The organism is Natrinema hispanicum (assembly GCF_004217335.1).
Taxonomy (GTDB): domain Archaea; phylum Halobacteriota; class Halobacteria; order Halobacteriales; family Natrialbaceae; genus Natrinema; species Natrinema hispanicum.
In genome coordinates this window covers 849,853-874,396 of record NZ_SHMP01000003.1, presented here as the reverse complement: position 1 = coordinate 874,396, position 24,544 = coordinate 849,853, and the positions used below count along the sequence as shown (strand labels likewise).

The following is a 24,544-nucleotide window of genomic DNA, read 5'->3' as shown; positions in this document are numbered from 1 at the left end:
ATGGCGTTAAAGGCTTTTTCTACAGCCGATCCGAACTGCTGGATTGGTCACAGCAACAGGTCGAACCGCGTCGGTGAGTATTTCACCCGACCGCGACAACGCCCGCATATGAGTTCCGACGCAGACGTAGACCCCTCCGAGTACGAAGCGCTCGCGGACGCGGACGTGACCATGCGCCAAAACGAGCACGGCCTCCACATCGCCGATGACGAGGTGACCGGCGTCTCGAGTCAGGGACAGACCCCCGAGGAAGCCATCGAAAATCTCGCGGCGGCGGTCGAGTCGTACACGGAAGCGACCGCCGACGATCCGGGCGACGACTGGCTGTAGTGGGGCCATCCCGACCGAGTCGTGGTGTGTAAATCGCAGGTCCCCGTTTTAGGCGGCCGTCCGTGGACGGTGCCGGTATGGAAGTCTATGACATCGTCGTCCTCGGTGGCGGCTCGGGCAGTCAGGTCGCCACCGCGGGCACCCAGCAGGGCCTCGAGACAGCCGTCGTCGAACCCGGTCCGCTCGGCGGCGCGTGTATCACGCGCGGGTGTGTTCCCTCGAAGGCACTCATCCACCGGGCAGACGTCCTCGAGGAGGTACAGAGCGCCGAGGCGGTCGGCGTCGACACACAGGTAACGGACGTCGACTACGGTGAGATCACGGCTGCGATCCACGACACGGTCTACGAGCAGGCCGCGAACAAGGCCGCAACCCTCCAAGCCGACGACAACATCACCCTCTACCGCGGTGTGGGTCGGTTCGTCGACGATCGCACGATCGACATCGATCCGACCGACGAGGCGGCGGACACGGAGCGGATCCGCGGCGAGACGGTCATCATCGCTGTCGGCAGTCGACCGGTGGTGCCCCCGATCGACGGCCTCGAGACCGTCGACTACCGCACGAGCGACGACGTGCTCTTTCTCGACGACCGACCCGACGAGCTGGTGATCGTCGGCGGCGGCTACATCGGGGCCGAACTGGGGTACTTCTTCGGCGCGCTCGATGCCGACGTGTCGATCGTCGGCCGGAGCGATCGACTCGTTCCCCGCGAAGACAACGATGTCAGCGCCGCCGTGACCGACTCGCTCGAGACACACTGCGATGTGTATACTGGCTACGAGGCGACCGCGGTCGCGGAAGCTGACGGCGGCGTCACCGTGACCGCCGAACCGACCGACGACGAGAGCGACACCGATGCCGTCGAACTCGCGGGCGACGAGCTCCTGCTGGCGACTGGGCGGCGACCGAACACTGACACGCTCGCCCTCGATGCGACTGGGGTCGAAACCGACGAAACGGCCGCCATCGAGACCGACGAGTTCCTGAAGACGACCGCGGACGGGATCTGGGCGCTTGGCGACGTGATCGGCGCGCCGCCGTTCAAACACGCTGCCGACTACGAGGCCCGCGTCGTCACCGAAAACGTCCTCGAGGAGAGCCAGCGAGCCGTCGACTATGAGGCGATGCCCCATGCGGTTTTCACCGACCCACAGGTCGCCAGTGTGGGCTGGACGGAAGGCGAACTCGTAAACGAGGGCCGCGAGTACGAGGCCGTCACCGTCCCCTACGGGACCGCACCGCTTGGAATGATTCTCGAGGCCGACGATGGGTTCGTGAAAGCGATCGCGGGACCGGACGGCGAGATTCTGGGCTGTCACATCGTCGGTCCGCAGGCGTCGACGCTGCTGCACGAGGTGGTCGTCGCGATAGACGGCGGTGGTACTGTCGACGACATCGCGGAGACAGTCCACGTCCACCCCGCGCTGAACGAAGTGGTCTACGCGGCGTTCGACAAACTGTCCGACGAGACCTACTCGACGGCACCGGACTGGCGGGACGTGAGCGGTTAGTCGTCGACGGAGCCACTTTCGACCGCGCCGTCGTGGTCGAGCCACTCCGTCAGGCTCCCCTCGTAGAAGTGGACGTCCTCGTAGCCTAACGCCGTCAGGACCACGTAGGTGTGGCTGATCCGACGGGCGGTGTTGCAGTAGAGGACGATCTCGCGGTCGGGCGTGATCCCACGGGCGGCAAGCAGGTCCTCAAGTTCGGCCTCGGATTTCAGCCGCCGTGTCTCCTCATCGATGACCTCGCGCCAGTCGAAGCGCACGGCACCCGGCAGACGCGCCTCCTCGAACTCGTCTTGCTCGCGCGTGTCGACGAAGAGAGCGTCGCGCTCGAGGGCCGCTTCGACGGCGTCGTAGCCGATCAGCGGGCTCTCCCCTGGTTCAAGGGGATCGGGCTCGTAGTCGGTCGGCTCGATGTCGGGCGTCTCACTGGTGGTCTCGTGCTCGCGGTTCCAGGCGCTGTAGTCGCCGTCGAGCAGCCGAACGTCGTCGTGGCCGTACTCGATGGCGGTGAGCACGAAGCGGGCGGCGAAGACGCCGTGGGTGTCGTCGTAGGCGACGATCGTGTCGTCCTCGCTGATGCCCGCGTCGCCGAGCAGCTCGGCGAAGGCCTCGTCACCGGGTAACGTGCCTCGGTCGACATCGCTGTCGTCGCGATAGCTGTCGAACGGGATGGTCACTGCTCCGGGCAAGTGTCCGATGCCGTCGTATTCCCAGGCGTCTCTGACGTCGACGAGGCAGACGGTCGGATCGTCCAAGTGCGCTGCGAGCCAGTCGGGGGACACGATGACGGATTCGTCCATTAGCCGGCCATACGTGGCGCAGACCCGAGTACGCACCGGTATCACGACGATCAGTGGCTACCGAGACGGAGGCAAGACTTGCTTATTCTCGAGGGCGGTCTCGATCGCGGTCACGCACGGTGCGCTCGCGTGTGTCGCGACGCCGCCGAATACGGGCCCCGTCCGACCGAGCCGCAGAATCGGCATGGAAATCATCGGCAAGTATTTCCGGCACGGTCGACCGGTGTCCGAATTGACCGGTTAGGCAGTTCCTTTGTGTATCACTGTTGTACGGGCTGTGTATGGCAAACGACTACGCTACCGACGCACTCGTCACGGCTGACTGGGTCGAGGAGCACCTCGACGCCTTCCAGGACGGCGATTCCGACCACCGACTCGTCGAGGTCGACGTCGACACGGAAGCCTACGACGAAGCACACGCCCCCGGCGCGATCGGCTTCAACTGGGAAACCCAACTGCAAGACCAGACCACCCGCGACATTCTCACGAAGGAGGACTTCGAGGACCTGCTTGGCAGCCACGGCATCAGCGAGGACGATACAGTCGTCCTCTACGGTGACAACGCAAACTGGTTCGCCGCCTACGCCTACTGGCAGTTCAAGTACTACGGCCACGAGAACGTCTATCTGCTCGACGGTGGCCGTGAATACTGGCTCGAGAACGACTATCCGACCACCGACGAGGTGCCCGAGTTCTCCGAAACCGAATACGACGCCGCCGGACCGCGCGAGACCATTCGCGCCTACCGCGACGACGTCGAGAAGGCGATCGAGCGCGGCGTGCCACTCGTCGACGTCCGCTCGCCCGAGGAGTACTCCGGCGAAGTGCTGGCCCCGCCAGGACTGCAGGAAACCGCCCAGCGTGGCGGCCACATCCCCGGCGCGAAGAACATCTCGTGGGCCGCCGTCACCGACGACGACGGCACGTTCAAATCCCGCGACGAACTCGAGGAACTCTACGCCGAGGAAGGCATTACGGGCACCGAGACGACCGTCGCCTACTGCCGCATCGGCGAGCGCTCGTCGGTCGCGTGGTTCGCCCTGCACGAACTGCTCGGCTACGAGGACACCGTCAACTACGACGGCTCCTGGACTGAGTGGGGCAACCTCGTCAGCGCACCGATCGAGAAAGGCAACTGAGACGGTCTGCTGTCACTGTGCCCCGGCACACTCACAACCCGTCATGCGAGTGTGCTGGCACTGACTGACAGGAGTTCGTATGAGCCGCTACTGCCGCTCGTTTTCCGGCCCACCGAGCGACGGCTCTCGCCATCACGCGAGAGATCGTCACACATGATCTCGACAGACATAACTCGAGCCCACCCGAAACACTCGCCATGACTGATCCGGACACGTTCGTCGAGGCCATCACCGAAGACAACCAGACCGCGCTCTCGCGACTCGGCTCCTCGAAGTCACTGTACGCCGACACTGGCGGAGACATCGACACCGAGCCAGTTCTCGAGGCGACCGCCGACGCCGAGTACGCCGCCTGGCAGACGTTTAGCGCGTGGGCCGACGACGAGAGCAACGACGAGGCACAGGCAGCCTTCGAGGCCACGGCCGAGGAAGAGCGGGACCACTACGAGACCGTCGACGAGAAACTCGCCGACGACGACTACGAACCCAGCGCGGTTCCAACCCTCCACGAGTACCTGCGCGAGTGCGACGACACTGTCGAGCGCGTCGGCGCGTTCGTCGGTCGCATCCTCGCGAGCCAGCGGTCGAAAAACCAGGTCGTCGGCTACTTCGTCGGCGACGCCGACCCACAGACCGCCAGCCTGTTCCGCGAGTTCGGCGCGGATTTAGACGACCAACTCGAGCGCGCGAAATCGCTGCTCGAGACGGTCTGTGAGACCGACGACGACTGGGATCGTGCCGAGGACGCCGCAGCGAGCGCGATCGAGGCCGCCTACGACGAGTACGTCGAGTCACTCGAGGCGATGGGCGCAAACCCGAAGCCGGTCTGCTAACCCTCTCGATTGCCGACTTCCGGTTTCGAGCTGGCGTCTCGACCGTCGCAATGGACGATCACGAACCGCCTCGAGTGCCCTACACGCCCTCGACCGTCTCCCGGAACGCACTGATCGACTCGAGTGCGTCCTCGAGAGTCGATGCGACGGCACCGCCCTCGTCGTCCGCGATGTCGTTTAGAACGTGTTCGTGGCGTGCGAGCTGGCCGTGGTCCGGGCCGCGGTCGGCATCGGCGTAGTCCTCGAACTTCGCCGCCTGATTCGTGAGCCGTTCTCGCGCCTCATCGTCGGACGCAGCGTCGGCTGCCTGTCGGATCGATTCGGCCGCGGTCTCGAGTTCGTCTCGGGCCATACGAAGTAGTTCGTCCAGAGGTGTCAAAACTGTTTCAACACCTGTCGACTCGAGAACACGACGCCTGCGGAGACGAGGGTGGCTCACACTCAGAGCACTGGCTCGAGTTGGTCCTCGAGATCGAACTCGGCGGCGGTGTCGGCCGTCATATCGGCGACGGCGTCGCGGAAGTTCGTCCGGTAGCTGCCCGGCCCCGTATGGTCCATCTCACCTGCCAGCTCGCCGGCGAGACCGAATGCGAGCGTACCGTGGACGGCGGCTTCGTGGGGATTCTCGAGGGCGGCACAGAAGGTCGCGACGGTCGCACCGAGCATGCAGCCGGTGCCGACGACCTCGCCGAGCATCTCGTGGCCGGCAGCGAGTCGGACCGCGCCGTCGGCGTCCGCGACGACGTCATCGACGCCGGAGGCAACGACGAGTGCGTCGGTCGATTCGGCGAGCGAACTGGCCGTCCGCTCGATGTCCTCGTAGTCGCCGACCGATTCGACGCCCTTGACCTCAGCTTCGACGCCCGTGAGCGCGGCGATCTCGCCGTAGTTGCCCTTGATCGCGGTGAACTCGATCTCCGAGAGCAGACTCTCGGCGACCGCCTCGCGCGAGGGTGTCGACCCGACGCCGACCGGGTCGAGGATGACCGGAATGTCGCGCTCGTTGGCGTTCCGGCCGGCTTCGTGCATCGCCTCGACGCGGTCGTCCGGTATCTGGCCGGTATTGATCAGAAGGGCACTCGAGAGAGCGGCCATTTCGCCAGCGTCACCGGGCGAATCGGCCATCACCGGCAGCCCACCCCAGTGGAGGATCACGTTCGCGACGTCGTTGATCGTCACCGTGTTGGTCAACGACTGAACGAGCGGTTCGGTCCCGCGAACCGTCCGGATCGAGTCCGTGAGGTCGGCGGCGGCGATGTCGGTTACACTCATCGTCCGTGTTCTCCGGTAGCAACCGACTTTGTAGTTTCGATGACATCAGTGAGCGTCTCGGTCGCGACACGGGGCTGTGAGGCCGCCGTGATCTCGCTGACGACGGCAACGCCGGACGCACCCGCCTCGACGACTGCCTCCGCGTTGTCGGCCGTAATCCCGCCGATGCCGACGATCGGGATCGAGACCGCATCGGCGATCGCGGCGATCCGCTCCGGGCCGACGCCATCCTTCGCGTCGTCGACGTCCTTCGAGGACGTGCCGTAGACGGCTCCGACGCCGAGATAGTCCGCCCCGTCGGCTTCCGCTGCTCGAGCGGCGGCAACTGTCGACGCCGAACAGCCGACGATCGCGTCCGGGCCGAGCAAGTCGCGGGCGGCCTCGACCGGCAGGTCCGACTGGCCGACGTGGACACCGTCGGCGTCGATCGCCTGTGCGATGTCGATCCGGTCGTTGACGATCAAATCGACACCCGCCGCAGCCGTGAGTTCGCGCAACTCGCGGCCGAGTTCGTATCGCGAGCGAGCGCTCGTCTCCTTTTCGCGCAACTGGACGGCGTCGATCCCGCCGTCGATGGCCGCACGAACGATCTCCGGCGTCGTCCGATCGCCCGACAGCGACGCCTGCGTCACGAGGTAGGTCCGCCAATTCGAGGAATTCACGCACGATACCAGTCGGTGGTCGTACTAAGCGGCTTCGGTCGATCCGGCGATCAGACTCTCGGTCGACCGGTTTGACGACAGAACGAACGGCCCACGTTCTTGCCACTCCCCAACATACTGCCGCCATGGCGTTCGATCCCGACCGCACCACGACGGTCACGTTCGACTCCTACAGCACGCTCGTCGACGTCGATGCAACCGCAGCCGCGCTCACGGAACACGCCGACATCGACGACCCAACACCGATCTCGCAGACGTGGCGGGAGCGCTCGATGCAGTATACGCTCGTCGCGAACCACCTCGAGGACTACGAGACGTTCTACGAGATCAATCGGGACGCGCTCGCCTACGCGCTCGCGGCCCACGGGCTCGACGTGTCCGCCGCCGACCGCGAGGCAATCCTCGAAGTGTACCACGAACTCGAGGTCTTCGACGACGTGCGAACGAGCATCGAGCGGTTGCACGAAGCCGGCTACGACACATACGTCCTCTCAAACGGCAATCCAGAGATGCTCGATTCGATGGTCGACCACGCCGGCATCGCGGATCTCGTCGTCGATACGATCAGCGCCGACGAACTCGAGACGTTCAAACCCGATCCCGATCTCTACCGCCACGCCGCCGGTCGGACGGGGACGCCGATCGACGAACTCGCCCACGTCTCGGCGCTGTGGTTCGACGTACAGGGAGCGATCCATGCCGGTATGCAAGGCGTCTGGCTCGACCGAAAGGCAACGCCGTGGGACCCCTTCGGCGCAGACCCCGATCTGATCGCCGACGGACTCGATGATCTGGCGGATCGGTTATCGTAGCCACTGACAGTCTGTCCCCTGACCACACGAGGGAAGCCGGTTTTGAACGACGTCGCCGAGAAGCAATGCTCTGCGGTCGAAGCTGTCCGAGAAGGATCCGTTCTCCCGTCGTATCTTCACCTTGTGACCAGAGGCACTTAAAGAACGACGGCAGGTCACACGCAGTGAGGGGTCGATCCGGCAACACAATATCGTCGCTCTCGGCTTTCGTATCTCGAGGAGGGCACGCTGAGTCCGTAGCGTCACCCCGAAACTGCCACGAGCTGCGAAAGTCGCAGTTGTTAGCCGGTCGTGTTTCCGCCGGTCTCGTTTCCAGTTTCGTTTTCAGTTTCGTTTCCGGTTTCATTCCCGCCGCCACCGCCGCCACCGCCGCCGCTTTCGACTTGCAGATCACCGATCATCGTCGTTGGATGGACCTGACAGATGTACGTAACCATCTCGGGGCTGGCCTCGAACTCGAGCCACTGGTCTTGGGGTTCAGTGACGACCTCCGTCGCGAGGTCGTCGATGACTTCGTCGTTTTCATCACGGATTTCGATATTGTGCTCGGCACCGTCACCAGTCGTCCAGCCGATCTCGTACGTTTCTCCTTCTTGGAGAATCAGCGTCGGGTTCACCTCGCCCTCGATCGCCGAGGGTGCAAGCCCTTCCCACCCGGACGTCTGCCCATCGAATTCGATCGCTGTACCGGGCTCGATCTCTATGCCACCACCACCGCCGTTACCGCCATTTCCGCCATTCCCACCACCACCACCACCGCAACCGGCGACAAGCGCTGTCGACGCCGCGACACCTGTCAGCTGAAGCATCCGCCGCCGGGAGATATGCGCATCTTGTGCCATCGTACGACGCTCAACGTCAGTATAAATAGCCCAATCCCCGTCCAATGCATGGTGATCAAATCGGATTCGATAGAGCCGCACTGTCAGAAGAACGGACGGGACGGTGCATCGAGACGAAAACGCGATCGGAACCCCCATATCGGCCGCAACCAGTATATCGCTCCGTCATGCAAAGTGCGATCGTCTCACGGCCGATAAGTCTCCGCAATCGAACGTCACGACGTGACTGCCGGACCTCGATCGATGGCTGATCTGGTCGGTATCTTCGGCTCTGCAATCGGGCCGATCATCGCCATTGCGGGTGTCGGCTACGTACTCGCAACCGTCAAGGAGATCGATCCGGAGCCGCTGAACACGGCTGTCGTCTACGTACTGGCACCCGCGCTGGTCTTTCACAGCCTCGCCACCACGCAACTCGAGGCGGCGACGCTCCTGCGGGTTACGATCGGCATCGTCGCGTTCACCGCGGTGATGTGGGGGATCGCCGAACTCGTCGGGCGCGCCGTCGGCGAGGAAGAGCCGGCACTGAGCGCACTGGTACTGGTCGCGATCTTCTGTAACTCGGGGAACCTCGGCATTCCCGTCTCCGATTTCGCGTTCGGCGACCTCGGACGCGGGACGGCCGTCCTCTTTCTCTCGGTCCAGTCGGTGTTGATGTACACCGTCGGCGTCTACCTCGCCTCCCGGAGTAGCGGGTCGGCCGGGCTTGCGGGCGTCCGTCGAGTGTTCTACATTCCGCTGGTCTACGCCGTCGGCGCGGCGCTGCTCGCGCGGGCACTGAATCTGGTCCCGCCCGAGGAGACGGCAACGATGGAGACGCTCCAACTTGTCGGCGACGCCGCGATTCCACTCATGTTGCTCATTCTGGGCATCCAGCTCGCACGCACCGATACCGCCGCAGCGGTCTCGCGAGCCTGGCCCGCGACGGCGCTCAAGATGGGCGTCGCACCCATCGTCGGCCTTGGAATCGCGCTTGTGCTTGGCTTTGAGCAACCGACCGTCGCGCGCGTGTTCGTCCTCGAGACCGCAATGCCCGCGGCCGTGACACCGCTGATCCTCGTCATCGAGTTCGCAGGCAGCACCCGCACCGATGGGGTACTCGTCTCCGAATACGTCTCGACGTGTGTATTTCTCACGACCCTGCTTTCGATCCCGGCGCTGACACTCCTCATTGCGATCCTGCAATCCGGCGTCGTTATCTGACCGAGTCAGCGTTGTCAGCCGAAACAGGCGACGAGTTCGCCGTGCGTTCGCGGATCGGGTTCGAACGACAGGTCACCAGCGACGCCGTGGTATCGTGCCCGGAGAACGATGTGCTCGTCGACGTAGTAGACGGTGTGGACGTCCCACTGGTCGCGTGGGTCGGTGGCTGACTGCTGGGACCCCAACCGGAGATCGTAGCGGATCGCCACCATGATCGCCGGGTTCGACGATGAGCCGAGCGTCCGCGTTCGATAGCCCGTCCGTCGGAGTTCGAACGTTCGTGTTGTCGCGCCATACCGGGCGAGAAATTCGTTCTGCCGATACGCACGCTCGAACTCGGTGACGTACGCGACCGTCTCGTCTCTCAGTGACGAGTCGGTCGATCGGTCGCGAACTGCGGCGGGACTGAGCGCCGACGGCGGTGCCGGATACGGTTTGGGCGCGAGTGCATCGTCGTCGGTCGAGACAGGAGGCTCGGGACGCACAACCGAGTTGCACTCATACCAGTCGGGGGACACGGTTCCAGACTCGAGTGACGGTGTCTCCGTGGCGTTCGACCCGCGCTCGAAACCGCCCGTCGTAACCGCCACCGTGGCCGTCACTGACGCGAGGAGGGTACGCCTGGAGGGAGGGCGGCTCATACGTAGACGTTTCTGACAGATAATAAGTGTCTTCTGAAATGGTCGTCAATTGATACGAACGGCGATCGCCGGGCGGAGGCCTACTCCTCGCCCAGAAGCCGGTCGACCATCTGTTCGGGGTCGAACCGTTCGAGGTCGTCGTAGCCCTGCCCGACGCCGAGGAACAGAATCGGCTTCCCAGTGACGTGTGCGATCGAAATCGCTGCCCCGCCGTTGGAATCGGCGTCCGCTTTCGTCAGGATTGCCCCGTCGATCTCGGCGGCGTCGTTGAACTCGCGGGCGCGGTTGACCGCGTCCTGTCCGGCGACGGCCTCGTCGACGAACAGCGTCATATCCGGGCCGACGACGCGGTCGATCTTCTCGAGTTGGTCCATCAGCCCTTCGTCAGTGTGGAGTCGACCAGCCGTATCACCGAGGACGATATCGATCTCGTTGGCCTCGGCGTACTCGACGGCGTCGTACAGCACCGCCGCGGGGTCGCCACCCTGTTCGTGGCTGATACACTTCGTTTCCAGCGCATCGGCGTGTTCCTGAATCTGTTCGTTGGCCCCGGCGCGGTAGGTGTCGCCGTTGGCCATCACCGTCGAGTACCCGCGTTCCTCGAAGTAGCGACTCAGCTTGGCGATCGTCGTCGTCTTGCCGACGCCGTTGACGCCGGTGAAGACGATCGTCACGGGCTTGTCCTCGATGGCGATCCGCTCGTTGAAATCGAACTGTCCGACGCTGATCACGTCGTAGATCGCATCGTGTAAGGCGTCCTCGACGACCTCGCCGGTCGAGGTCGTAAACGTCCGTGTCTCGCCGACCAGCTCGTCGCGGATGTTGTCGAGGATCTCCTCGGCGACGCCCATCTCCACGTCGCTCGAGAGCAACGCCAGCTCGAGTTCGTGCAAGGGCCCCTCGAGATCCTCCTCCTCGATAACGAACTTCCCTTTGACAAGGGATTTGGCCTTCGCGCCGAAGCCGGTTCCGCCGTTAGCGTCGGTGTCGGCGTCAGCATCGGCGTCGGTGTCGGCGGTCGCCTCGTCTGTATCGCCCGTCGACTCCCGAGCATCGCTCGTCTCGACCGGGTCCACAGGCGACGGTGCTGGCTCTTCCTCGTCGGGCGTCTCCACGTCCGCGTCCGAATCCGACTCCTCGTCGGTCTCGTCGTCAGCGTCGCCGCTGGAGCCGCCGAAGAGCGATCGTGCCTTGGCACCGATCCCGAGCCCGCCACCGCTGTCGTCGTCGCCCTCGTCCGCCGGTTCCTCGTCGGACGTCGCCGTCTCTGCGGGCTCGTCACCAGCCGTCTCCGAAACCGAAGCGGCGTCGTCGGCCTCGAGACGGTCGGGAGCGGAATCAGTCGCCGACTCATCGCCGGCAGACCCAGCCGCATCCCCAGATGCGGACTCGGTCGGCTCTGGTTCCGGTTCCGTCCCCGTCTCGGCCGTGGCTGTCGCCGGGACAGCCGGCTCATCGGCCCCCGGGTCGGGGGTAGTATCGGTGGCTTCCGCAGCGTCGGGCTCCGCCTCCGATTCGACGGGCTCGAGTTCGTCTTCCTCGAGGTCGGCCTCGTCGACGTCCTCGACGTTCTCTTCAGCGGCTTCTTCAGCGCTGTCGCGGAAGCTTCCGAGCTTCTCTTTCAGGTTATCGAACATAGGTATCGAGTGGGGACCGCCGCGTTACTCGTCGGGGCCCTGGCCCTGTCCCATCTGCTGCATCTGCTGTTGCATCGCCTGCTGCTGGAGCTGCTGGGCCTGCTGTTCGAGTTCGCTGCTCTCGGTCTCGAGTTCGGCGATCTCCTCGTTGAGCTCGTCGATCTGCTCATCAAGGCGCTCTTTCTTGTTCTCGAGGGCGTCGACGGCGTCGGCTTCCTCGAACTCCGCGGCGTAGTCAGCGCCGAGCTCGACGATCACTTCGTCGATGTTCTCGATGGTCGTACGGAGGTACGCACCGCCGCCAAGCGGCATCTGGACGGTCGAGCCGGTCTCGAGCGTCTCGACGGCGTCGATGGCCTCGTCGACCTCGGTTTTTTCCTGCTGGATTGCCTCGACGTTCGTCTGGAGGCTTTCGATCTGTTCTTCGAGTTCCTGAAGCTGCTGGGAGAGCTGCTGAAGTTGCTGTTGGCTCATTGTTCGGATACCTCGTCGAGTTTGATTTCGGTTCGCTTGAGTCCGTGCTGGCTCCCGAGCTGGGAGAGCGTGTGTTCGCGGGCGACGTTCTCGTTTTCGGCCTCGATGCTCGTCTCGAACGGCGCGTAGCCGTCGCGGCTCTTGAACCGACCACTGACCGTAAATTGACTCATAGCTATCCTTCCGGCAGGCAGTCGGAAGAATCTTCCCTTCCGGTTCGGCCGTTCGGACCTAACACGAACGAGGACCGACAACCAATGGAGGGTCAACGATTTTACCGCATCGGCCCGAATCCGAAGCCATGAGTGAACGCGAGCCCAGCGAGTTGTTGCCAAACGAGCGAATGCAAACACAGGCCCTCGAGGGCGACGTGACACAGATCCACCGCGGGAACCAGTACGCCGACGAAGGTGATACGTTCACGATCGACGGAACGACCTTCGAAGTGACCGACGTCCGCGAGCGCACGCTCGGCGATCTGACCGACGAAGACGCACAGGCCGAAGGGATGGACGACCTCGAGGCGTACAAGCACGTCCTCGAGCGCGCCCACGAGAACTTCGAGTGGGACGACGACAGCGAGGTCGTGTTACACCGGTTCGAACGCCAGTAACAGAACGACGGCGGCCGAGACAGTACTCGAGTCCAGAACCGATCGGTTCAGTTCAGTCGAGATAGCCCAGCGCGTCTTCGATCCGGCCCAGTTCGGGTCCGGTCGTGTCCTCGCCGACGACATAGCCGGCATCGTTGGCGAGCAGGCCGGAGCCGACCAGCGGCGCGCCGTAGTTGACCGTGCCGACGTCGGCTCGCACGTCGAGGGCGTCCTCGAGCGCGTCGAGTTCCGCGTCGGTGGCTTTCGGATGACAGAGCACGCCGGTGTTGTTCGCGACGGCGGCGGTACCGACGGTGCGGACGCCGGCGAGGTCGCCGCGTTCGACGGGCACGTCGAGTGTGTCCGTGACGATCTGGACCGCCTCGCGGGGCAGGTCCGGATGGACGTAGGCCCCATAGTCGTTCGCGAGGACGACGTTTCCGGCAGCGTTGATTGTCCCCGGCAGTTCGGCGACGGGCACGTCGACTGCCTCCTCGATCGTCTCGCGTTCGTACTCGAGGACGCGGGAACTGACGAGCAGGCCGTTTTCGTTACCCGTCGCTAGCGCGCCGACCGTCGAGGAGCCGCCGACGGTCGTCGGCACTGCTGACACCTCGAGTTCGTCTGTCAGGTCGGCGATGACGTCGTCGTCGACGTCGGGGCGAACGAGCACGCACGAGTCGGTCGCGCGGGCGAAGACGCCGACGTAGGCCGACCCGGCGAAGGCGAGGCGTTGCAAGTTTAGTCGGCGACCTCGGCTTCGACGACGGTTTCACCCTCTTCGTCGAAGCGGGCTGCGCGGACGCGCAGCTTTCGTGGCGGGTTGGAGCGGCCGTTCTCCCAGACTGCCTCGTTGATCGAGGGGTCCAGTCGAATGACGTCCTCGTCGACCGCGAAGTGTTTCGCGAGGTGTTCACGGACCAGCCGCATCGCGTAGTCGGCGGCCGCGTGGTTGGCTCCCTTCTTGACGTCACGCAGTGGAACGGTTACGACGCGTTCCTCGAAATCACTTGCACTCATCGTTATTCGTCAGTGTCGTTTCGCCGCCAGTGGCGTCGCTTCGGGTTGCGCTGGACGTCCATGTCTGTCTTCATCATGACCCAGGCCGGCACCCGGCTGTTCTGGTTCTCGAGTTTGGCAAGCCGCTTCTTCTTGCCCTTCGATTTTTTACCCATAGTGGCCGGACGTAGCCCATGCTGGCTTAAAATCTTGTCCATCTCGCAGGGCACCCCGCCAGTCGCTCACGACGGCGATGAGCGACGAGTGATCACGGTCGTCTCGGCGTCCTCGTCGACACGAGACGCCCGAACGCCATGCGGGGTATCAGGCCTCGAAGCGGCGCTCGAGGGTGCGGGTGATGGCCTCACAGGTGGCGTCGCTGAGGGCGGTCGTGTACGTCCAGGTGTCGATACCGTCGGTCCCGTCATGGCGAGAGAACCGGTCGTGATCGTAACAGCCGGTGCCCTGAAAGCGAGTGCCAGCACCGATCCGGTCCGGACCGGCGTAGGCGGTCGCGATCGGTGAGATCTCGAGCGTGGTCGGGGCCGTCCGGATTGCCGTTCCGAGGGCGTGCTCACAGCGTGTCCCGACGACCTCCTCGACGATCGGCTCTGAGAGGAAGGTGTGGACTGTCTCGTGGATCGCCATGTTCTGCGTCACGGCTCGCGAGTCCCAGCGTTCCGTCGCGCCGACGTTCACGACTGTCTGTGCGTCACCGTCATCGCCTGCCCCAACCAGCGAGTTCGGCGACAGCGTGCCGCCGTAGCCGACCCGATAGTTCAGCGGTGACCAGTGTAACAGCACGTGGCAGGTGTCGCCGGCGAGTACATCGTGAGTCCGCAATCGCTCGCGGAATCGGTCGAGGAGGCTCTCGAGCGACGGGAGCACGGCGTTGGGGGACAGCGACCGCATGGACGGCGGAAACCGAACCGGACGCCCGCGCTCGACGGCGATCTCGAGGGACTCGAGCCGGGATTGCTCGCGGGCGTATGCGAGCACCTGATCGAACGCGGCCTCGATGGCCGCCAGCGCGTCACGGAACGGTGCCGGCCAGTTGCGACGCAATGCATCGAGCCCGTCTCCCAATCGCGCCTGGAGCGGTACGGCACCGGGGTGGACCCGAACGCGAACGGCTGCGTCGCCGCCGTGGTCGACGGCGGTCGTCTCCGACGCACCGACCGGCGAGACGAGGGCTGCGCCGCCGACGGCGGCGCAGATATCGCGGAGCGCTTCACGGCGTGAGACGTGCCACCAGCTGCGTGAGTTCGACGAGGACTCGTCGGAGCCGGGTGCCATCGTCACACCGCCGATACATGACACCGGATCATTATTCCTCGTTCTGTATTTCGTGATTATATTCCGTATAGACGGGCTACAGTGAGCGTTCAGGGACCAGTCGGCGGAAAGGAGCTGGTCGGACGACGGCAGCTACTCGAGGGGGAACGACGCGACCGTCGAGTAGGCTGGTCCCTCGTCGGTGAGCGTACTCTCGGTCAGACGCAGTTCCGCGACGCGTGTCTTGCCGATCGTCGGATCGCGCTCCTCGACGAGCTCTTGGACCAGCTCCTTGCCGCCGGCGTGTTCCATCCGCGCGAGCGTGACGTGGGGCGTAAAGTCGTGGTCTTCCGGGTCGAATCCCAGGTCGGTCGTCCGGGCTTCGATCGATTCGTGGAGCGTGGTGAGTTGCTCGCCGCCTCGTTCGACACCCAGCCAGAGGACGCTGATGTACTCGAGGGTCGGGAAGACGCCCAGGCCGCCGTAGCGAACGGTAAAGGGGTCAACACCGGCGTCGTCGACGGCTGCCTCGAGTGCCCGCTCGAGATCCGCGAGGCGATCCTCATCGACATCGCCGAGGAACTTCATCGTGACGTGGGCCTGCTCGGGGTCGGTAAACGAGAGCCCGCTGGCCTCGGCGAACTCGGCTTGCAGGTCGGCGACCGGCTCGGCGAAGTCGTCGGGGAGGTCGACGCTGACGAACAGTCGCATACTCGAATCCTCGTTGGCAGCGTACTCAATAGTGACGGGCGGTGGACCGTGTAGTTAGGGACGCCCGTTATGTAGATCGGTACCACAGAGGAATGCAATGACAGACGTTGCCGTGATCGGTGGCGGAGTCGGCGGCCTGACCGCGGCCCACGAACTCGCCGAGCGCGGGTTCGACGTGACCGTCCTCGAGGCCAACGACCGCTTCGGCGGAAAGGCCCGGTCGATACCGATCAGCGACGAACCGGACGCGCTGCAGGGCGAACACGGTTTTCGGTTCTTCCCAGCGTTCTACCGCCACGTCATCGACACGATGGAACGGATCCCCGACGGCGATGGCACCGTCGCGGACAACCTCGTCGAGACCGAGGCGACCCTGATCGCGGATACGGCCGGACCGGGAACGATCGCCGAAACGCGCACGCCCGACACGGTCCGCGGCTGGCTCGAGGCACTGCGCCCGGCCTTTGCCGAGGACCTGCCCCGTGGGGACGTTCGCTTCTTACTCGAGCGGCTGCTGTATCTGCTGACCGCCTGCGACGCCCGCCGCGAGGGCGAACTCGACGACATCTCTTGGTGGGAGTTCATCGACGCCGAGAACCGCTCGCAGGCGTTTCGCGATCGGCTCGCCTACGCCACCCAGGCGCTGGTCGCCCTCCGGCCGCAGGTCGGAAGCGCCCGGACGATCGGCACGATCTACCTCCAACTGCTGTTCGGCCAGCTCGATCCGACCCGGCCGACCGAGCGCATCCTCAACGCGCCGACCAACGATGCCTGGATCGATCCCTGGGTCCGTCATCTCGAGTCGCTTGGCGTCGAATGCCGGCTGAACACGCCCGTCGAGCGACTCGAGTCCGATAGGACCCACGTCACCGGCGTCGTACTGGCTGACGGCGACACAGTCAGCGACGACGAGTACGTCCTGGCCGTGCCGGTCGAGGTCGCCCCCAAGTTCGTCACGCCAGCGCTGCAACGGCTCGCGCCGGAACTGGGGCGCATCGAACGGCTGGACACGGCCTGGATGAGCGGCATCCAGTTTTATCTCTCCGAGCCCGTCGATCTGCCGCGTGGCCATCAGGTCTACGCCGACGCGCCGTGGGCGCTGACCTCGATCGCCCAGCGCGAGTTCTGGACCGGCTACGACCTCGACGAACACGGCCCCGACGACGTCGCGGGCGTCCTCTCGGTGATCGCCTCCGACTGGGACACGCCGGGAATCCTATACGAAAAACCGGCTCGAGCGTGTACGCGCGAGGAAATCGCCGACGAGATCTGGGCGCAACTGAAAGCCCACCTCAATGCGTCCGGGGTGGGCCTGACCGACGACATGCTCGTCGACTGGTTTCTCGATCCGGCAGTCGTCGAGACCGACGATGGGGCAGCGACGCAACGAACGGACAGTGACACCAGCACCGACCGCGTTGAGAACCACTCGCCGCTGTTGATCAACACCGTCGGATCGCTGCGAAACCGGCCGCCGGCCGATGTCGAGGTCAGGAACCTCACGCTCGCGAGCGACTACGTGCGAACGAACTCGGATCTGGCCTCGATGGAGTCGGCGAACGAAGCCGGCCGCCGGGCAGCCAACGCGATCTGTGACCGACACGGAGCGCGCGGCCGGGCGCAGATCTGGGAGCTCGAGGAACCCGCGGTGTTCGAGCCGCTCAAGCGACAGGACCGGGTTCGATACCGCCTCGGATTGCCCCATCCAGCGGCGGTGACACAGTCGCTTCGGGACGTCACTAGACGCCTCGGCGGCCGTGTGCAAGCGCCAGGGATGATGCAGACGGAACGCCGTTGGTAGCCGGGTCGCAGCCCTTAACAGTCGTCGCTGCCACATACAACCAATGACTGACCGAGACGAGCGCGACCATCGCTTCTCCGAGGGAGAGGGCTTTGGCGATCCGTACGAGGAGTTCGATCTGGATCCGCCGGAGCTGGGCGTCGACCCGGCGAAGGTCGACCCGGTCGACTCCCGCGTCGTCACCGACACGTTAGACGAGCACAACATCGCCAAAGACGACGTCGACGCCAAGGAACTGCTCGATGTCGGCCTGAACTACATGCAGATCAACCGCTACGAGCAGGCCACCGAAGCCTTCGAGCGGACTGCCCGCTTCGCCGACGACGACAAACTCGCACAGGAGGCCTGGGTGAACAAAGGCGTCGCCCACGGCGAACTCGAGGAGTGGGACGAGGCGATCGGGGCCCACCGCGAGGCGCTGCGGATCGACGACGCGAGCGAACACGCCGCGACCGCCGAAACGAATCTCGCCTATGCCCTCTGGGAGTTCGGCGAGACCTCCGAAGCGCTCGAGCACGCCGAACGCGCCGTCGAGATCGACGAGCGATTCGCCGCCGGCTGGTTCAACCGTGCCTTCTTCCTCTCGGAGCGCGGGCTGGCCGAGGAGGCGCTCAACTGCATCGATAACGCGATCCGACTGGGGCTGCGCAACGCCAAGGTGATCGAAGAAAAGGCCGAGATCCTCGAAGAACTCGGCGAGTACGATCAGGCCGAAGAGCTCGCCGAGGAGGCAAACCAAATGCGCGAGCAGGCCGAACAGGAGATGATCGACGACCACGAGCAGCAGTACGGGCAAGGACCGGGCGGCGCTGGCGGTGGTGCCGGTCGCGGAGCCGGTGCTGGCGCTGGACGCGGCGGTCGCGGTGTGGGCCGTCAGCCACCACAACGACAGGGAGACATCGATCTCGACGACCTCGGACTTGGCGGGCTCGGCGGCGACGCCGACGAGCGCGAGGACGATGACCGCGAGTGGGAACTCGAGTAACGAATGATCGTCAACGAACGACAGACCCAGGAAGGGCTCCTGGTCGCCGTCTGCGATGAGGATGTCCTCGGCGAGACCTTCGAGGAAGGCGACCTCTCGCTGACCGTCACCGAAGAGTTCTACGGCGGCGACGCGGTCGAGGAAGGCGCAGTCGTCGAGAGCCTCGCGCAGGCAGATGTCGCCAACATCGTCGGCACCCGGGCTGTCGAACTCGCCGTCGAGGAGGGGTTCGTCGACGAGGGGAACGTCCTCGAGGTCGGCTCAACGCTGCACGCACAGCTGTTGTGGATGTAGGCGCGATTGGCGTGGAAACGCCAGCGGAAACTGCTATTTGTGGGTCGCTCGAGAGGGCTACAGGTCCGTTCGCTTGAACCGGAAGTAGCCGATCGCGACGGGGACGATCAGCCAGCACAGCATGACGATGACGCCGAACCAGTCTTGCAGATAAAACGGCGCATCGCCCGGATAGCGTTCGGCCGGCGTCATCCCAGCGGCTTGCATCTCCTGAAGGCCATACTGGAACCGGAAGGGATAGACCGAGTTCTCGAGGATGGCACTGGCGAGGTTGGAGTACGCGAAGAGCGGGTTGAACTGCTCGAGGACCAGATACCACGTCTCAGCTTCGACAGGGACGGATTCGTCGTAGATGAGGTAATAGGGGCCGGCGGTGAGCAGTTCCCACAGTGCGACAAACACCATGTAGAGCCCGACGACGATTGCCATCGACTTCCCGCGTGTGGAAACGCTGGCGGAGACGCCGACGGCCAGCCCGACGAACATCAGTCCGAACAGCAGCGAGACGGCGGCGAAGCCGAGCCAGTCGACGAACGGGACCGAGCCGAAGAGGACAGCCCCGAGGACCAGCGAGACGAGGAACGCGAGGCCGACGGCCAGCCCGACGACGCCCATGCGCCCGAGTAGCTTACCGAAGACGACGTCGGTCCGGTTTGGCGGCAGGCCCAGCAGGATCTTGATGCTCCCCGAGCGGCGCTCACCGACGACGGCCATGTAGCCGGCGATCAGCGCGGCGACCGGCAAGATCACTTGCAGCGGGACCCCGAGGAAGCTGAGCACCTCGGCCGCAGTGGTGTCGTCGACCGTCTGCCAGATCGCGACGTAACCGATGACGACGATCCCAACGAGCAGCCCGATCAGCGACCAGAGGAGTTTCGACCGACCGGCATCGTCGAACTCCTTGCGAGCGACAGTCGGGATATGCGAGGTCATCGTGCCACCTCCGATTCCATCGCGATCGCATCGTCTGGTTCGGCCTGTGTCTTCGAGCCATCTACGTCGCCGTTGGTTAGCGCCGTAAACAGCGAGTCGAGCGACACCTCCTCGATCCGCAGATCTCGAATCGTCGCGCCGGCGTCGGCGAGTTCGGTCACCAGCCGCGCCTTCGCGGCCGGATCGGCGATCGTACACTCGAGGGTCCGCCCCGACGCAGTGACGTCGGTAACGCCCTGCAACTCGTCGGCGACTGCTTGGACCTCGGCAGCGGGACCGGCGAGCGTAAGCGTCATTGTCGCGCCGCCGCCGAACTGCTCGCGGAGCCCCTCGATCGTGTCGACGGCGACGAGTTCGCCCTCGTTCAAGACGCCGACGCGGTCACAGACCGCCTCCACGTGCTCTAAGATGTGACTCGAGAAGAAGACGGTCGTCCCGCGTTCGGCCTCACTGCGGACGAGCTCCTGCATTTCGCTGATACCGTTGGGATCGAGCCCGCTCGAGGGCTCGTCCATGATCAGCAAGTCGGGATCGCCGACCAGCGCGATACCGGTTGCGAGGCGCTGGCGCATCCCTTTCGAGTAGTCACCGGCCGGCCGCGCGGCGTCGTCGGCCGAGAGCCCGGCCCGCTCGAGAATCTCGTCGGGGTCGTCGGTGGCACCTTTCGTCTTGATCGCGAACTCAATGTGTCGGCGGCCCGAGAGTCGTGGGTAAATGTCGAACCCCTCGGGGAGGACGCCGACGCGGGGACTGATCGCGTCGGCTTCGGCCTGAGCGTCGTACCCCAGTACCGTGGCCGAGCCCGCCGTCGGGCGCGTGAAATCAAGCAGCATGTTGATTGTCGTCGACTTCCCGGCCCCGTTCGGGCCGAGAAAGCCGAACACCTCACCCTCCTCGACCACGAGGTCGAGGTCGTCGACGGCGGTGAGGTCGCCATACGCTTTCGTCAAGCCGCTCGTTTCGATCGCGGACATCTCGATCATCGCTACATCAGTCGCGTGTATAATCCGGCGTGCACGCTTTCAGGGACAGAAACTGTGGGTTCTTTTATATCTACCTGTCATACGAACAACCGAATGCCCGACGATGAGGAGCAAGAACTGCTGGCGTTACTCGATGACGAGTATGCCCGGCGTATCCTCATCGCGGCAAGCGAGGAACCGATGTCCGTCGAGCGCCTCACCGAGTGCTGTGACGCGTCGCCGCCGACGATCTACCGGCGGATCGACCGGCTCACAGCACAGGGTTTTCTCGACGAGTACCAGGAGCTCGATCCCGATGGACACCATTACAAAACCTACAGCACGCGACTCGAGCGCGTGGCGATCGAGATCGCCGAGGGCTCGATGGAGATGGATGTGTACCGCCGCGACGAGGACCCTGCCGACCGGTTCACCCGGTTGTTCGAGGATCTGTGATCACGATGGACGGAGTTCCGCTTCTGACCAGCACTGGTGGGGCAACGACGATCGCGATCGCCGTCTTCATCGGCCAAGCCGTCGCGTTCGTGCTGGCCTGTTGGATCGCAAAACGGGCCTACGACGGCTACCGGGCCGCCCGCCGGCCGCCATTGCTCTGGCTCGCACTCGGGATCGCACTGCTGGCCGCAGTGCCGACGGTCGTTCGATTCCTGCTCCCGACGCTGTTTGGCGCAGCCTCGCTGACGACAACCGTCCTCGCGACTGCGAGCGAGATCGCTGGACTCGTGGCGATCCTCTATATCGTCTACGGCCGTCCGTGAACTGTCCACAGCCGTCCACGACGCTCACGACCACGACACCCACGAGACGTATGCCACCCGCCCAGTTCGACACTAGACGGGCCGCTCGTCAGAGGTGGGTGCGATGAGCGCACAGTTCGACACCGCAGGGCTCGCTATCGGCACCTCGCTCGAGACGACGGTACTCGGCCTCGACGAGTCGACGACGATTTTCTTCGTCGGCATGGCGAGTGCCGTCCTCGGGACCGTCGTGGCGTGGACTGCCTATCGGGGCTACACTCGCAACAACAGCCAGCCCATGCTGTTTCTGGCGATCGGCGTCGCCTTCCTCACGGTAGTGCCGTTCGTGCTCTCGCATACGATTGATCGGATGACCGACGCAACCGACGCGGTGGTGTTACTGGTCGTCACCGCCTGTCATCTGCTCGGTCTCGTCGCGATCGTTCGCTCATTTCGGAGGCCCACCTGACACCCATGTCTACGTCATCACCACTCTCGACAGACGGAACCGCTCTCGAGCGTGCTCGCGCCGTCATCCGCTGGTTCATCGGCGTCGCTGCTCGGAAACAGACGTACACCAACATGGGGTACCTCTTTCTCTCCTTTCCACTCGGGATCGGCTACTTTACCGTCCTCGTGACCGGCTTTGCGATCCCGTTCGGGCTCTTGTTTTCGCTCATCCAAATCGCCAGAAACGACCCGGTCGCGCTCCTGATCGCCGGGATCCCGATCGCGCTCGTCATCGTGTGTCTCGGGATTCCGGTCGCGTTCTGTACCCTGGTCGCTGCGATCGAGTTGAGCGCACTCGAGCGCCGACTTGCCGATCGACTGCTGGGAACCGACATCTCGACGGCCGATCCGGCCACCGGCCTCCGTGAGTGGGCAACAAGAGTCGTCACCGATCGCAGTACGTGGAAAGGCGTCGGGTACCTATTCAGCAAGTTCGTACTCGGGATGGCTTCGTTCATTGTCCTCGTCCTCGGTGGGACGGTTACGTACGCACTGATTGCGGCACCACTTCACTATCAAAACCAGCTGGTCGGCATTCACCTCGGCGATCCGATCAAATTCGTCCCCGAGCTCACATACCAACACGACGGCTGGATCATCGATATTGCCCCGATCACGCTCTCGATCGCCGACGGCGAACTGATCTCGCTGTACGTCGATTCGCTTCCGACGGCACTTGCCGTCTCCGCGTTCGGCGTCGTGGTCGGACTCGTCGTCTTACACCTGTTCAACGCTGCTGCATGGCTCCTCGCACGGTACGCGGACCTCCTGCTTCGGAACGCACAGCCGTCGATCGTAAGCGAGCCGCCCGAACTGTAGGTCGTCGGTACATCCACCCAACGTCTCGCGGCAACTGCAGCCACGCGATGGCGGCACCGGGTCCAAATTTATTTGGAGATACTGGTTTCCCCGAGTGGCACCAAGGCTGGACTGCGGCAGGGGAGTCTCCTACCGTACCCCCACCCCCACTTCTCTTGCCGTCTGCCTTCCGACCACCCATCCCACTCCCCCCTTTCACTTTCCCACTGCAGTGCAGTTCTCACATTCCGTGCCCGTATCCGATCGGCCCGGCACCGAGACCCGCACGACCATAGCGACACGAGCGGCCGATTCGTTTCGACTCCGGAAAACGAAGTTCGCTGAACCGAAGGAGTGTTTTGTGTGCGGTCCATCCTAGACACCAATGAGTCAACAGAACCTCGAGTCACTCGACGTCGAGGCGATCCGCGAGGAGTTCCCCATTCTCGAGCGGGAGTTCGACGGCCAGCAGGTCGTCTACCTCGACAACGCGGCGACGACCCAGACGCCCGATCCCGTCGTCGACGCGATGAGCGACTACTACCGGGAGTCGAACGCCAACGTCCACCGTGGCATTCACCACCTGAGCCAAGAGGCCTCGGTCGCCTATGAGGAGGCCCACGACCGCGTCGCCGACTTCATCGGCGCTGCCGGGCGCGAGGAGATCGTCTTCACGAAGAACACGACCGAAAGCGAGAACCTGATCGCGTACTCGTGGGGACTGAACGAACTCGGCCCCGGCGACGAGGTCGTCCTCACGGAGATGGAACACCACGCCTCGCTGGTCACGTGGCAACAGATCGCCAAGCGAACGGGTGCGAACGTCGAGTACATCCGCGTCGACGAGACCGGCCGCCTCGATATGGACCACGCTCGCGACCTGATCGGCGACGACACCGCGCTCGTCTCCGCCGTTCACGTCTCGAACACGCTCGGCACCGTCAACCCGGTCGGCGAACTCACGGCCCTCGCCCACGAACACGGTGCGCTCTCCTTTATCGACGGCGCACAGGCGGTCCCCAACCGGCCCGTCGACGTCAGCGAGATCGACGCCGACTTCTATGCCTTCTCCGGCCACAAGATGGCCGGGCCCACCGGGATCGGCGTCCTCTACGGCAAGCAGTCGCTGCTCGAGGAGCTGGAGCCGTACCTCTACGGCGGCGGTATGATCCGGAAGGTCACTTTCGAGGACTCGACGTGGGGTGAGCTCCCCTGGAAGTTCGAGCCCGGCACGCCGCCGATCGCCGAAGCTGTCGGCCTCCATGCCGCGATCGACTGGCTCGAGGACCTCGGTATGGAACGGGTGCAGGCCCACGAGGAGGAACTCGCTGCCTACGCCTACGACCAACTCGCGGCCGAAGGTGACGTCGAGATCTACGGCCCCGAAGGCGGTGCCGACCGCGGCGGACTGGTCAGTTTCAACCTCGAGGGTGTCCACGCCCACGACCTGACGTCGATCCTGAACGACCACACGGTCGCCGTGCGGGCAGGCGATCACTGTACGCAGCCGCTGCACGACAAACTGGGCGTGCCCGCCTCGACTCGCGCGTCCTTCTACGTGTACAACACGCGCGAGGAAATCGACAAGCTGATCGACGCGCTGGACGACGCTCGCGCGCTGTTCGCGTAGGCTCCGCCACCAATATCTGCGGCTTTGGACAGCCCAAGCAAACCGAATAGCGGTTCGTATTCGGTGTGGGTCCGTCCGAAATGGCCTCGAGCAGGGAACCGCCAGCTACTACGGGGAACGACCAGTGGCCCCGATTGCAG

Annotated in this window: 31 protein-coding genes; 15 read left to right on the top strand and 16 right to left on the bottom strand. The window is 64.4% G+C overall.

From position 1 onward, the window contains the following. The first annotated feature begins 108 nt into the window (after positions 1-108). Both BDK88_RS05125 and BDK88_RS05120 read left to right on the top strand, forming a co-directional pair. The gene (locus BDK88_RS05125) at positions 109-330 is read left to right on the top strand and encodes a type II toxin-antitoxin system HicB family antitoxin (RefSeq protein WP_130499450.1); all 222 of its coding nucleotides are present in this window, start codon (positions 109-111) and stop codon (positions 328-330) included. Between the two features lie 77 nt (positions 331-407). Then, complete coding sequence (locus BDK88_RS05120; RefSeq protein WP_130499449.1) at positions 408-1,844, top strand: dihydrolipoyl dehydrogenase; 1,437 nt, start codon at positions 408-410, stop codon at positions 1,842-1,844. Here BDK88_RS05120 and BDK88_RS05115 read toward each other — a convergent pair. Then, positions 1,841-2,641 (bottom strand): sulfurtransferase, encoded by an 801-nt coding sequence (locus BDK88_RS05115; RefSeq protein ID WP_130499448.1) that lies wholly within the window; start codon positions 2,639-2,641, stop codon positions 1,841-1,843. The two genes, BDK88_RS05120 and BDK88_RS05115, sit on opposite strands and share 4 nt — an antisense overlap. Positions 2,642-2,922: 281 nt before the next feature. Here BDK88_RS05115 and BDK88_RS05110 point away from each other — a divergent pair, with 281 nt between their 5' ends. Beyond that, complete coding sequence (locus BDK88_RS05110; RefSeq protein WP_130499447.1) at positions 2,923-3,780, top strand: sulfurtransferase; 858 nt, start codon at positions 2,923-2,925, stop codon at positions 3,778-3,780. Between the two features lie 197 nt (positions 3,781-3,977). Continuing rightward, positions 3,978-4,613, top strand: a complete 636-nt coding sequence (locus BDK88_RS05105; protein WP_130499446.1) for a rubrerythrin family protein — start codon at positions 3,978-3,980, stop codon at positions 4,611-4,613. Positions 4,614-4,692: 79 nt separating this feature from the next. Here the strand turns inward: BDK88_RS05105 and BDK88_RS05100 are convergent, their stop codons facing one another. The 3 genes from BDK88_RS05100 to thiE form a co-directional block, all read right to left on the bottom strand. Further along, entirely contained in the window at positions 4,693-4,965 is a 273-nt protein-coding gene (locus tag BDK88_RS05100; RefSeq protein WP_130499445.1) for a DUF7553 family protein, read from the bottom strand. 89 nt (positions 4,966-5,054) lie between these two features. Further along, positions 5,055-5,885 (bottom strand): hydroxyethylthiazole kinase, encoded by an 831-nt coding sequence (thiM, locus tag BDK88_RS05095; protein WP_130499444.1) that lies wholly within the window; start codon positions 5,883-5,885, stop codon positions 5,055-5,057. Continuing rightward, complete coding sequence (thiE, locus tag BDK88_RS05090) at positions 5,882-6,547, bottom strand: thiamine phosphate synthase (RefSeq protein ID WP_130499443.1); 666 nt, start codon at positions 6,545-6,547, stop codon at positions 5,882-5,884. The genes thiM and thiE overlap by 4 nt, the downstream gene beginning before the upstream one ends. A gap of 125 nt (positions 6,548-6,672) precedes the next feature. Here thiE and BDK88_RS05085 point away from each other — a divergent pair, with 125 nt between their 5' ends. Further along, on the top strand, positions 6,673-7,359 hold the full coding sequence (locus BDK88_RS05085; RefSeq protein ID WP_130499442.1) for a haloacid dehalogenase type II: 687 nt from the start codon (positions 6,673-6,675) through the stop codon (positions 7,357-7,359). Positions 7,360-7,640: 281 nt separating this feature from the next. Here BDK88_RS05085 and BDK88_RS05080 read toward each other — a convergent pair whose 3' ends face one another. Then, positions 7,641-8,168 (bottom strand): hypothetical protein, encoded by a 528-nt coding sequence (locus tag BDK88_RS05080; RefSeq protein WP_130499807.1) that lies wholly within the window; start codon positions 8,166-8,168, stop codon positions 7,641-7,643. Between the two features lie 276 nt (positions 8,169-8,444). Here BDK88_RS05080 and BDK88_RS05075 point away from each other — a divergent pair, with 276 nt between their 5' ends. Next, positions 8,445-9,404: an AEC family transporter gene (locus BDK88_RS05075; RefSeq protein WP_130499441.1), complete on the top strand. Its 960-nt coding sequence runs from the start codon at positions 8,445-8,447 to the stop codon at positions 9,402-9,404. Positions 9,405-9,418: 14 nt separating this feature from the next. Here the strand turns inward: BDK88_RS05075 and BDK88_RS05070 are convergent, their stop codons facing one another. The 4 genes from BDK88_RS05070 to rpl18a form a co-directional block, all read right to left on the bottom strand. Then, positions 9,419-10,045, bottom strand: coding sequence for a hypothetical protein (locus BDK88_RS05070; RefSeq protein ID WP_130499440.1), 627 nt, complete (start codon positions 10,043-10,045; stop codon positions 9,419-9,421). An 80-nt stretch (positions 10,046-10,125) separates the two neighbouring features. Further along, positions 10,126-11,682, bottom strand: coding sequence for a signal recognition particle-docking protein FtsY (gene ftsY / locus BDK88_RS05065; RefSeq protein ID WP_130499439.1), 1,557 nt, complete (start codon positions 11,680-11,682; stop codon positions 10,126-10,128). A 24-nt stretch (positions 11,683-11,706) separates the two neighbouring features. Then, positions 11,707-12,156 carry a prefoldin subunit alpha gene (gene pfdA, locus BDK88_RS05060; RefSeq protein WP_092933360.1) on the bottom strand — a complete coding sequence of 150 codons (450 nt, stop codon included), beginning with the start codon at positions 12,154-12,156 and terminating at the stop codon, positions 11,707-11,709. Beyond that, positions 12,153-12,329, bottom strand: a complete 177-nt coding sequence (gene rpl18a, locus BDK88_RS05055; protein ID WP_008013772.1) for a 50S ribosomal protein L18Ae — start codon at positions 12,327-12,329, stop codon at positions 12,153-12,155. Before rpl18a ends, pfdA begins: the two co-directional genes overlap by 4 nt. Before the next feature lie 128 nt (positions 12,330-12,457). On the opposite strand from rpl18a, the gene BDK88_RS05050 reads away from it, so the two are divergent. Next, positions 12,458-12,769, top strand: a complete 312-nt coding sequence (locus tag BDK88_RS05050; protein WP_130499438.1) for an ASCH domain-containing protein — start codon at positions 12,458-12,460, stop codon at positions 12,767-12,769. Positions 12,770-12,821: 52 nt separating this feature from the next. Here the strand turns inward: BDK88_RS05050 and BDK88_RS05045 are convergent, their stop codons facing one another. The 5 genes from BDK88_RS05045 to thpR form a co-directional block, all read right to left on the bottom strand. Continuing rightward, positions 12,822-13,487 (bottom strand): translation initiation factor IF-6, encoded by a 666-nt coding sequence (locus BDK88_RS05045; protein ID WP_130499437.1) that lies wholly within the window; start codon positions 13,485-13,487, stop codon positions 12,822-12,824. Positions 13,488-13,489: 2 nt separating this feature from the next. Then, positions 13,490-13,768: a 50S ribosomal protein L31e gene (locus BDK88_RS05040; protein ID WP_008013765.1), complete on the bottom strand. Its 279-nt coding sequence runs from the start codon at positions 13,766-13,768 to the stop codon at positions 13,490-13,492. A 2-nt stretch (positions 13,769-13,770) separates the two neighbouring features. Continuing rightward, on the bottom strand, positions 13,771-13,923 hold the full coding sequence (locus BDK88_RS05035; protein ID WP_008013763.1) for a 50S ribosomal protein L39e: 153 nt from the start codon (positions 13,921-13,923) through the stop codon (positions 13,771-13,773). A gap of 148 nt (positions 13,924-14,071) precedes the next feature. Further along, entirely contained in the window at positions 14,072-15,043 is a 972-nt protein-coding gene (locus BDK88_RS05030) for a hypothetical protein (RefSeq protein ID WP_130499436.1), read from the bottom strand. Between the two features lie 132 nt (positions 15,044-15,175). After that, on the bottom strand, positions 15,176-15,733 hold the full coding sequence (gene thpR / locus BDK88_RS05025; RefSeq protein WP_130499435.1) for an RNA 2',3'-cyclic phosphodiesterase: 558 nt from the start codon (positions 15,731-15,733) through the stop codon (positions 15,176-15,178). A gap of 97 nt (positions 15,734-15,830) precedes the next feature. Between thpR and BDK88_RS05020 the strand changes: the two genes are divergently transcribed. The 3 genes from BDK88_RS05020 to BDK88_RS05010 are packed head-to-tail and all read left to right on the top strand — an operon-like array spanning position 15,831 to position 18,813. Next, positions 15,831-17,534, top strand: coding sequence for a hydroxysqualene dehydroxylase (locus BDK88_RS05020; protein ID WP_130499434.1), 1,704 nt, complete (start codon positions 15,831-15,833; stop codon positions 17,532-17,534). A gap of 43 nt (positions 17,535-17,577) precedes the next feature. Further along, positions 17,578-18,519 carry a tetratricopeptide repeat protein gene (locus BDK88_RS05015; RefSeq protein ID WP_130499433.1) on the top strand — a complete coding sequence of 314 codons (942 nt, stop codon included), beginning with the start codon at positions 17,578-17,580 and terminating at the stop codon, positions 18,517-18,519. A gap of 3 nt (positions 18,520-18,522) precedes the next feature. Beyond that, a complete protein-coding gene (locus BDK88_RS05010) occupies positions 18,523-18,813 on the top strand; it encodes a DUF424 domain-containing protein (RefSeq protein WP_130499432.1) in 291 nt (96 codons plus the stop codon). A gap of 57 nt (positions 18,814-18,870) precedes the next feature. Here the strand turns inward: BDK88_RS05010 and BDK88_RS05005 are convergent, their stop codons facing one another. Both BDK88_RS05005 and BDK88_RS05000 read right to left on the bottom strand, forming a co-directional pair. Continuing rightward, a complete protein-coding gene (locus BDK88_RS05005) occupies positions 18,871-19,746 on the bottom strand; it encodes an ABC transporter permease subunit (protein WP_130499431.1) in 876 nt (291 codons plus the stop codon). Continuing rightward, the gene (locus BDK88_RS05000) at positions 19,743-20,720 is read right to left on the bottom strand and encodes an ABC transporter ATP-binding protein (RefSeq protein WP_130499430.1); all 978 of its coding nucleotides are present in this window, start codon (positions 20,718-20,720) and stop codon (positions 19,743-19,745) included. The genes BDK88_RS05005 and BDK88_RS05000 overlap by 4 nt, the downstream gene beginning before the upstream one ends. Positions 20,721-20,822: 102 nt before the next feature. On the opposite strand from BDK88_RS05000, the gene BDK88_RS04995 reads away from it, so the two are divergent. The 5 genes from BDK88_RS04995 to BDK88_RS04975 all read left to right on the top strand — a co-directional run bounded on the left by BDK88_RS04995 (position 20,823) and on the right by BDK88_RS04975 (position 24,404). Beyond that, the gene (locus tag BDK88_RS04995; protein WP_092936036.1) at positions 20,823-21,164 is read left to right on the top strand and encodes an ArsR/SmtB family transcription factor; all 342 of its coding nucleotides are present in this window, start codon (positions 20,823-20,825) and stop codon (positions 21,162-21,164) included. A gap of 5 nt (positions 21,165-21,169) precedes the next feature. After that, positions 21,170-21,487, top strand: a complete 318-nt coding sequence (locus BDK88_RS04990) for a hypothetical protein (protein WP_130499429.1) — start codon at positions 21,170-21,172, stop codon at positions 21,485-21,487. 103 nt (positions 21,488-21,590) lie between these two features. After that, positions 21,591-21,935: a DUF7521 family protein gene (locus BDK88_RS04985; RefSeq protein ID WP_130499428.1), complete on the top strand. Its 345-nt coding sequence runs from the start codon at positions 21,591-21,593 to the stop codon at positions 21,933-21,935. Between the two features lie 5 nt (positions 21,936-21,940). Continuing rightward, positions 21,941-22,795 carry a sensor domain-containing protein gene (locus BDK88_RS04980; protein ID WP_130499427.1) on the top strand — a complete coding sequence of 285 codons (855 nt, stop codon included), beginning with the start codon at positions 21,941-21,943 and terminating at the stop codon, positions 22,793-22,795. A gap of 364 nt (positions 22,796-23,159) precedes the next feature. After that, positions 23,160-24,404 (top strand): aminotransferase class V-fold PLP-dependent enzyme, encoded by a 1,245-nt coding sequence (locus BDK88_RS04975; RefSeq protein WP_130499426.1) that lies wholly within the window; start codon positions 23,160-23,162, stop codon positions 24,402-24,404. Positions 24,405-24,544 lie beyond the last annotated feature (140 nt).